The sequence below is a fragment of the Comamonas sp. B-9 genome (assembly GCF_000410635.1).
Taxonomy (GTDB): domain Bacteria; phylum Pseudomonadota; class Gammaproteobacteria; order Burkholderiales; family Burkholderiaceae_C; genus Comamonas.
Genome location: NZ_KE148610.1, coordinates 376 through 9468 on the forward strand (window position 1 = coordinate 376; position 9093 = coordinate 9468).

Annotated in this window: 9 protein-coding genes; 5 read left to right on the plus strand and 4 right to left on the minus strand. The window is 66.3% G+C overall.

Annotation, left to right across the window (positions count from 1 at the left end; all coding sequences use genetic code 11):
* The 4 genes from H928_RS28315 to H928_RS0116375 all read right to left on the minus strand — a co-directional run.
* The coding region (locus H928_RS28315; RefSeq protein WP_043340627.1) for a response regulator transcription factor at positions 1-558 on the minus strand (558 nt) is incomplete at its 3' end.
* Between the two features lie 80 nt (positions 559-638).
* Complete coding sequence (locus H928_RS0116365) at positions 639-1625, minus strand: tripartite tricarboxylate transporter substrate binding protein (RefSeq protein ID WP_021027475.1); 987 nt, start codon at positions 1623-1625, stop codon at positions 639-641.
* A 68-nt stretch (positions 1626-1693) separates the two neighbouring features.
* Positions 1694-2836: an acyl-CoA dehydrogenase family protein gene (locus H928_RS0116370; protein ID WP_027011030.1), complete on the minus strand. Its 1143-nt coding sequence runs from the start codon at positions 2834-2836 to the stop codon at positions 1694-1696.
* Positions 2837-2877: 41 nt separating this feature from the next.
* A complete protein-coding gene (locus tag H928_RS0116375) occupies positions 2878-4455 on the minus strand; it encodes an AMP-binding protein (RefSeq protein WP_021027477.1) in 1578 nt (525 codons plus the stop codon).
* A gap of 210 nt (positions 4456-4665) precedes the next feature.
* On the opposite strand from H928_RS0116375, the gene H928_RS0116380 reads away from it, so the two are divergent.
* From H928_RS0116380 to H928_RS28320, 5 genes are all read left to right on the plus strand, one after another.
* Complete coding sequence (locus H928_RS0116380; RefSeq protein WP_027011031.1) at positions 4666-5847, plus strand: thiolase family protein; 1182 nt, start codon at positions 4666-4668, stop codon at positions 5845-5847.
* 61 nt (positions 5848-5908) lie between these two features.
* Positions 5909-6676 (plus strand): SDR family NAD(P)-dependent oxidoreductase, encoded by a 768-nt coding sequence (locus tag H928_RS0116385; RefSeq protein WP_021027479.1) that lies wholly within the window; start codon positions 5909-5911, stop codon positions 6674-6676.
* Positions 6677-6711: 35 nt separating this feature from the next.
* The gene (locus tag H928_RS0116390; protein WP_021027480.1) at positions 6712-7488 is read left to right on the plus strand and encodes a crotonase/enoyl-CoA hydratase family protein; all 777 of its coding nucleotides are present in this window, start codon (positions 6712-6714) and stop codon (positions 7486-7488) included.
* 75 nt (positions 7489-7563) lie between these two features.
* The gene (locus tag H928_RS0116395; RefSeq protein WP_043340630.1) at positions 7564-8550 is read left to right on the plus strand and encodes a tripartite tricarboxylate transporter substrate binding protein; all 987 of its coding nucleotides are present in this window, start codon (positions 7564-7566) and stop codon (positions 8548-8550) included.
* Between the two features lie 12 nt (positions 8551-8562).
* A partial coding sequence (locus H928_RS28320; RefSeq protein ID WP_043340633.1) for an AMP-binding protein occupies positions 8563-9093 on the plus strand: 531 nt, incomplete at its 3' end.

Below are 9093 nucleotides of genomic sequence, written 5' to 3' on the forward strand. Positions count from 1 at the left end.
CGCGGTCACATGCACCTTGACCGTGTGCTCGGTCACGCCCATCTCCTGCGCAATCTGCTTGTTGAGCAGGCCATCGGCCAGATACAGCAAGGTCTTGAACTGGTGCGGTGTCAGCTGCGCCATGCGGGCGGCCAGCTCGGCATCTTCTTGCGACAGCTCGGCGGCCATCGAGGGGAAGACGGTATCGCCCTCCAGCACCGCCTCGATCGCTGCGGTGATCGCGTCGGCCGCCGCCGCCTTGGAGATAAAGCCCGAGGCGCCAAACTGCTGGGCGCGGCGGATGATGCGCGGGTGGTCGTTGGACGAGATGACCACCACCGGCAACTGCGGGTAGGCGCCGCGCACATGCAGCAGCGCCGAAAAGCCATGCGTGCCCGGCATCGTCAGATCGAGCAGCACCAGCTCGATGCCGGGGTGGGCCGCCAGCGCTGCGCTGAGCGAGCTGGCACTGGAGGCTTCGAGCACCTCGAAGGCGCCAAAACGCCCCCGGATCACCTGCACCACGGCAGCGCGAAACAGGGGGTGGTCATCGGCAACAAGCAAGGCGGGAGGGGACATAGGCGATAGTCTGCCATGGGTTGATTGCGCGGGTACGCCACAGCCCGCCCTAAGTCCCGCCAAAGCGCTGTGTTTTCGCGTCAATCCATCGAGATCTTCGCCGCATCGACAATCGATTTCCAGTGCGCCGCATCGCGCGCGAGCAGCGGCTTGAACTCCGCCGGCGTCGAGCCCACGGGGATCAGGCCCATGTCCAGCAGGCGCTTGCTGATCTCGGGCATCTTGACGATGGCAGCCAGCTCATTGCCCAGCTTGTCCACAATCGGCTGCGGGGTGCTGGCGGGTACAAAGTAGCCAAACCAGCCATTGGCCTCAAAGCCGCTGTAGCCGGCCTCGGCCATCGTCGGCACATCGGGCAGCGCGGGGTGGCGCTGCGCGCCGGTCACCGCCAGGATGCTGACCTTGTCCGATTTGATATGTGGGTAGGCAGCGGCCGCATCGATAAAGGCCGACTCCAGCTGGCCGCCCAGCATGGCCGCCATCTCCGGGCCCGAGCCCTGGTAGGGGATGTGCACCATGTCGATGCCGGCCTTGAGCTTGAGCTGCTCGCCATGCAGGTGCGACGAGGTGGCATTGCCGTAGGAGCCGAAGTTGAGCTTGCCGGGTTGGGCCTTGGCCTTGGCGACAAACTGCTGCAGGCTGGTGATGCCCGAGCTGCGCGGCACAAACACCAGGTCGGCCGACTTGACCGCCTGCGACACGGGGGCCAGGTCGCTCAGCTGGTAGGGCACCTTTTTGTACAGCGCGGGGATCTGCACCAGCGCGGTGATGCCCAGCAGCACCGTGTAGCCATCGCCGGGCGCCTTGGCCACCAGGTCGTTGCCCATCATGCCGCTGGCACCGGGCTTGTTGTCCACAATCACCGGCTGGCCCCAGCGCTGCGACAGCTGGGTGCCCATCAAGCGGGCAATGATGTCGGTGCCGCCCCCTGCCGGGTAGGGCACCACCAGGCGGATGGGCTTGCTGGGGTAGTTGTCGGCGGCCAGGGCGCTGCCGGTGGCAAGCACCAGGGCAGCGCAGGCGGCAGTGGTGAGCACACGGCCCAGGGCCGAGCGGCGGTTTTGCATGGTTTGTCTCCTTGTTGCTGGTTATGCCGCTGGCGCGCTCTGTGGCGTGCTCGGGGCGCTGGTCATGGTCAAAGCGTTCGGGCAATGATTTCCTTCATGATCTCGTCGCTGCCGCCATAGATGCGGCCAATGCGGGCATCGGTCCAGGCCCGGCCGACCTGGTACTCGGTCATATAGCCGTAGCCGCCGTGCAGCTGCAAAAATTCGTCAAGCAGCTTGTTTTGCAGCGCCGTCGCATTGAGCTTGACCATGGCCGCGCGGTCCGGTGTCAGCTCGCGCGTCAGGTGCAGGCGCATGCAGTCATCGACAAACACGCGCAGCATCGTCGCCTGGGCCTTGGCCTTGGCCAGCTTGAAGCGGGTGTTCTGAAACTCGAACACGGTCTGGCCAAAGGCCTTGCGCTCACGGGTGTAGTCCACGGTCTTCTGCAAGAAGGCCTCGATCGACATGGCAGCGCGCACCGCCACCACCAGGCGCTCCTGCGCCAGCTCGTGCATCAGGTACTTGAAGCCCATGTTCTCTTCGCCCAGCAGGTTGTCCACCGGCACGCGCACGTTGTCAAAGAACAGCTCCGAGGTGTCCTGCGCCATGAGGCCAATCTTTTCGAGCTTGCGGCCCTTGGCAAAGCCCGGGGTGCCGTCTTCCACCACGATCAGCGACACGCCCTTGGCCCCCAGATCGGGCGCCGTCTTGCAGACCACGACGACGATCTCGGCATTGATGCCATTGGTGATAAAGGTCTTGGCGCCATTGATCACATAGTGGTCGCCGTCGCGCTTGGCCGTGGTTCGCACCGATTTGAGGTCGCTGCCCGCGCCGGGCTCGGTCATCGCAATCGCGCCGATCATCTCGCCCGCTGCCATCTTGGGCAGCCAGCGGTCCTTTTGCGCGGTGTTGCCATAGGCATGGATATAGGGCGCGACGATGTCCGAGTGCAGCGGAAAGCCCAGGCCGCTGGCACCGGTGCGGGCGATCTCTTCGATCAGCACCGCGGCATGGCCAAAATCGCCGCCGCTGCCATAGGGCTCGGGCAGCATGGTGTTCAAGAGGCCCTCGCGGCCGGCCTTGCGCCAGACCTCCTTGGGCACAATGCCATCGCGCTCCCACTGCGCATGGAAGGGCACGATTTCCTTGTCAAAGAAATGGCGGACGGCATCACGAAATTGCACATGGTCGTCGCGGAACACGCTGCGTTGGGTCAGGTCTTGCATGGTGGTCAAAGGGTGAAATGAAGAGAAATGAATGAGGGGCATCAGCCCTGGGCGCCGCTGCTACTGCGCAGGCCAAAGCCCGCCTGCGGCGCCTCCTTGAAACGGTCCTTGAGCACGCGGCGCAGCAGCTTGCCGGTCTCCAGCCGGGGCAGGCTGGGCTCGAACACCAGGCGCTGGGGCCGCTTGACCTTGGACAGGCTGCCAGCGGCCTGGTCGACAATCGCGCGTGCCATGGCCTCGTCGGGCGCAAAGCCGGGCTTGAGCACCACGACGGCCAGGGTCTGCTCGCCAAAGTCCTCATCGGGCACGCCGACGACGGCCACCTCTTCCACGGCCGCATGCCGGGCCAGCGCGTTCTCGATCTCCTGCGGGTAGAGGTTGACCCCGCCCGACAAAATCAGATCGGCGCGCCGGTCGCTCAGGAACAGAAAACCCTCGGCATCGACATGGCCGATGTCGCCATAGGTGGCCCAGCCGCGCGCGTCGATGGCCTCGCGCGTCTTGCGCTCGTCATTGAGGTACTGGAAAGCGCCGCCGCCCGAGAAATACACGCGGCCCACTTCGCCAACACCCAGCTCCTGGCCGTCGTCACCAACAATATGCAGCTGGCCGCTGATGGCCCGGCCGACCGAGCCCGGCCGTTCCCGCCACTGGGCCGAATCGATCAAGGTGGTGCCGCAGCCTTCGGAGCCGGCGTAGTACTCCAGCAAGATATCGCCCCACCAGTCCAGCATGCCTTGCTTGACTGCCAAGGGACAAGGCGCTGCCGCATGGATCGCCACGCGGTGGCTGTCCAGCCGGTAGCGGCGCTTGACCTCATCAGGGAGCTTGAGCAGGCGCCCCAGCATCGTCGGCACCCACTGGCTGTGCGTGACCTGGTAGCGCTCGATCAGCGCCAGCGCCTGCTCGGGGTCAAAGCGGCTCATGATGATGGCCGAGCCGCCGACATCCAGGGTGCGCAGGCTGTAGCGCAAGGGCGCCGCATGGTAGAGCGGCGCGGGCGAGAGGTAGACGGCGTCTTCATCAAAGCGCATGCTGCGCATCCAGGCGGCGACCTCCGGATCGCGCTGCTGGCGGTAAGCCGCTGCGAGCAAGGGCTTCTTGATGCCCTTGGGCCGGCCGGTGGTGCCGCTGGAATAGAGCAGATCGCGGCCCAGCGGGCGCGTGGCCAGGTCGATCTGCGCGCCCTGGGGCACGGCGGCCAGCGCATCGGCCAGGGACGCCACACCGGGTGTATCGTCATCGACCGAATAGCAGGCCAGCGCCAGGCCCTGCACGGCGTCTTGCGCAGTCGGCCAGGTCTTGCTGGAGACCAGCAGCATCCGGGCGCCGCTGTCCTGGGCGATATAGGCCACCTCGGCAGCGGTCAGGTGCGTGCTGATGACGGCCGCATACAGGCCGGCCAGCCGCGCGGCCAGCACCAGCTGCACGATCTCATAGCGGTTCTCCAGCAGCACCGCGATGGTCTCTTCGGCCTGCAACCCCTGCTGCGCCAGCCACTGCCCCATCTGCTCTGCGCCCTGCGCTATCTCGCCTGCGGTGTAGCGCCGGCCAGTGTCGGCCTGCGTCAAAACCACCCGCTCGGGCTGGGCCTGGGCCCAGCTGAAGAAGTTGTGCATCTCCTCGGTCTCCGTGGTGCACAGGAGAGCGCTGCACGCAATCACCTGTGTTACATCTTTACTCTAATTTTGAATCAATCGTCTCGAATTTCGAGGTTTCACGGACAGTATCTGGCGTTTATTCGGAAATTTACTGCGGGTAAATACCAGTAGGTATTCGGTTTTTTGAAACCTATTATTAATTTAATGATCCACAAGTCTCATTAAATGATGAAAACACCCGTCATAGTTGATGCCATCCGCAGCCCCATGGCCCGGGCCAAGCCCGATGGCGCCCTGGCCGAACTCCACCCGGTCGACCTGCTCTCGCAGGTGCTGGAGCAGCTGGTGGCCCGCAACCAGCTCGACCCCGCAACCGTCGATGACGTGATCTGCGGCTGCGTCAGCCAGGCTGGCGAGCAGGCCGGCACGCCCGGGCGCCTGGCCTGGCTGGCCGCCGGCCTGCCCGCGCATGTGCCCTCGACCACCATCGACCGCAAGTGCGGCTCCAGCCAGCAGGCGGTGCACTTTGCGGCGCAGGCCATCATGTCCGGCACGCAGGACATCGTCATCGCCTGCGGGGTCGAATCGATGAGCCGGGTGCCGATGGGCAGCTCGCGCATGGGCAAGAACACCACCGGTGCCCGCTTTGACGAGCGCTATGCACCGGGCCTCGTGGGCCAGGGCGTGTCGGCCGATCTGGTGGCCGCCAAATGGGGCCTGTCGCGCAGCGATCTGGACGCCTATGCCGCCCGCTCGCACCAGCGCGCCCATGCCGCCCAAAGCAGCGGCGCGTTTGCACGCGAGATCGTGCCCATCCGCAGCCCGCTGGGCCTTGTCAGCGCCGATGAAACCATCCGCGCCAGCACTACGCCCGAGAAGCTCGCCGGGCTCAAGGCCGTGTTCGAGAACGAGGAACTCTCGGCCCGCTTCCCGCAGATCCAGTGGAGCACCACCGCCGGCAATGCCTCGCAGATGACCGATGGCGCCAGCGCCATGCTGATCATGAGCGAGGAGCGCGCGCTGCAGCTGGGCCTGCGCCCACGCGCCCGTTTTGTGGCCTTCGATGTCGTAGGCGACGACCCGCTCTACATGCTGACCGCCCCCATCCCTGCGACCCAGCGTGTGCTGGCCAAGGCGCGCATGCAGCTGGGCGATATTGCGCACTACGAGATCAACGAGGCCTTTGCCTCGGTGCCGCTGGCCTGGCAAAAGGAGCTGGGCGCCGATGGCGAGCGCCTGAACCCGCGCGGCGGCGCCATTGCGCTGGGCCACCCGCTGGGCGCATCGGGCATCCGGCTGATGACCACGATGCTGCATGCGCTCGAAGACAGCGGCCAGCGCTATGGCCTGCAGTCGATGTGCGAGGCAGGAGGCATGGCCAATGCCACGATTATTGAGGTGCTGCGCTAAGCGCCTCAAGGCCCTCCGGGCTCCATCGGATTGAACGTTTGAACTGACAAGGATTGTTGAGATGCAATTGACTAAAGGAATGACCGCCCTCGTGACCGGCGGCGTATCGGGGCTGGGCGAAGCCAGCGCCGTGGCCCTCTTGGAGCGCGGCCTGAACGTGGTGGCGGTGGACCTGAACGAAGAGCGCGGCGCGGCGATGGAAAAGCAGTACGCCGGCCAGCTCCAATTCATCAAGGCCGATGTGGCCGATGCCGAGCAGATGCAAAAGGCGGTGTCTGCCGCCCAGGCCTGGGGCCAGTTCCGTGCGCTGGTGCATTGCGCCGGCATTGGTGGCCCCGTGCGCCTGATCGAGAAGGACGGCAGCCCCGGCTCGCTGGAAAAGTACACGAACATCATCCGCATCAACCAGATCGGCACCTTCAACACCTTGCGCCTGTCGGCCGTGGCGATGGCGCAGAACGAGCCGGTCGAAGGCGAGCGCGGCGCCTGCGTGCTGACCGCGTCGGTCGCGGGCTACGAAGGCCAGATCGGCCAGATTCCCTATGCCTCGTCCAAGGCCGCCGTCATCGGCATGACCATCGTTGCCGCCCGCGATCTGGCCTCCAAGATGATCCGCGTCTGCACCATTGCGCCCGGCCTGTTCGACACCCCCATCCTCGCCAAGCTGCCCGAGAACGTGCGCCAGTCGCTGGCCGCCTCGGTCCCCAACCCGGCCCGCCTGGGCCGCCCGCCCGAGTACGCGATGACGGCGCTGCACATTCTGGAGAACCCGATGCTGAACGGCGAAACCATCCGATTAGATGGCGCGATCCGCATGCAACCGCGCTGACCCCCCTGCCCTGCAGCACCCTTTGAAAGGCCCCCATGTCTGGCTCTGAAACCGCAGAACTCCTGGTCGAAACCCGTGGCCCGGTGCTCATCATGCAGCTCAACCGCCCCCAGGCGCGCAATGCTGCCACCCTGGAGATGGCCGAGGCGATGGCCAGCGCGCTCGATGCGCTGGACAGCCAGCCGGAGCTCAGGGTCGGCATCATCACCGGCGCGGGCGGCAGCTTTTGCGCAGGCATGGACCTGAAAGGCTTTTTGCAGGGCAAGCGCCCCAGCCTGCCGGGGCGCGGCTTTTGCGGGCTCACCATGCAGCCGCCGACCAAGCCACTGATCGCGGCGGTCGAAGGCTATGCGCTGGCTGGCGGCTTTGAGGTGGCGCTCGCCTGCGACCTGATCGTCGCCGCGCGCGACGCCCAATTTGGCCTGCCCGAAGTCAAGCGGGGCCTGGCCGCATCGGCCGGTGGCCTGCTGCGCCTGCCCAAACGCCTGCCCTACCACGTGGCGATGGAATGCATTCTGACCGGCGATATGTTCGGCGCCGAGCGCTTTGCCCAGCTGGGCCTGGTCAACCGTTTGACCGAGCCCGGCGGCACACTCGATGCCGCGCTGGCACTGGCGCAGGCCATTGCCGCCAACGGCCCGCTGGCAGTCGCTGCGAGCAAGCAGGTGGCCAGCCAGTCGGGCGAATGGCCGCTGGCGGAGATGTTCGACCGCCAGGCCGTCATCACCGCGCCGGTCTTCAGCTCGCAGGACGCGCGCGAAGGCGCAGCCGCCTTTGCGGAAAAACGCCCACCGGTCTGGAAAGGTGCCTGAACCCCGTCCAGCCCGGAACTCTTAGTTGCACAGCCCTTAGACGCGCCACAGAAGCGCGCAGCAGGAGACAAAACCATGCCACGTACCAGCCATCCACGCCAGCCTTTGCGGGCCTTGGCGGCCCTGGCGCTGTTCGCCAGCGCCTGCAGCGCCCATGCCGAGGCCAACTGGCCCACGCGCACCATCACCTTGATCGTGCCCGGCGCCGCAGGCGGCTCGACCGATATCCCGGCGCGCCTGCTGGCGCAAAAGCTGGGCCAGCGCCTGGGCCAGTCGGTGATCGTCGACAACAAGCCGGGCGCCGGGGGCAGCCTGGGCGCCAGCCTGGTCGCGCGCGCCCAGCCCGATGGCTACACCGTGCTGGTGGGCAACAGCGGCTCCAATGCCATCAACTACACGGCCTATAAAAAGCTCAGCTACAAGCCCGGCGACTTTGCCCCGCTGACCGACATGATCTCGTTTGCCAACGTGCTGGTCGTGCCCGCCAAGTCGCCGATCCAGAGCCTGGATGCGCTGGTGGCGACGGCCAAGGCGCAGCCGGGCAAGCTGTCGTTCTCGTCCGCCGGTGTGGGCCAGACCACGCACCTGATGGGCGAGCTCTTCAAGGAGCGCACCGGCACCGACGTGGTCCACATTCCCTACAAGGGATCGGCCCCCGGCACCATGGCCATCGTGACCGGCGAGACCCAGTTCATGTTCGACAACATGACCGCGTCACTGGTCCATATCAAGGACGGCAAGCTGCGCCCCTTGGCTGTGACTGGCGACCAGCGCGAGCCCGATCTGCCCGAGGTGCCGACGATGACCGAGCTGGGCATGCGCAACTTCAACCAGGTCGGTTGGATGGGCTTCTTCGTGCCCGCCAAGACCCCGCCCGAGGTGCAGAAAAAGCTGGCCGAAAACCTGCAGGCCGTCTTGCATGACCCCGACATCATGCGCCGCTACCGCGAGCTGGGCGGGCGCCCCGGCGGCATGCCGCAAGCCGGTTTTGCCAAGCTGGTGGCCGATGACCAGCAGACCTGGGGCGCGCTGATCCAAAGCCAGCAGCTGCAGCTGGATTGAGGCGAGCGGCCGATGCCTGACACCTCCACCTCCACCTCCACCGCCACCCCACGCCCTGCGCTGCCCTTCTACTGGCCCAAAGGGGTCTCGCGCGATCTGCGCGTGCCCCGCATCACGCTGGACGACAACCTGAGCGCCTCGGCCCAGCGCTACCCCGACAAGGCCGCCATCATCTACGCGGGCGCCAGCACCAGCTATGCCCAGCTGCTGGGCCAGGTGGAGGCGCTGGCCGGCTTTTTGCAGCAGCGCCTGCAGCTGGCACCGGGCCAGCGCGTGCTGCTGCAAAGCCAGAACTGCCCGCAGTTCGTCATCGCCTGCTATGCCATCTTCCGCGCCGGCGGCGTGGTGGTGCCGGTGAGCGCGATGACCACCGCCACCGAGCTGCGCTACTACGCCGACAACAGCGGCGCGCGCCTGGCCATCGTCGCCCAGGAGCTGCTGGCCAGCGCCCAGCCCTGTGTGGACGAAGGCCTGCTCGATGCGGTGGTCGTGCATGCCTACAGCGATGCGCTGCCCACCACGCCGCCGCCCGATGCCCTGCCC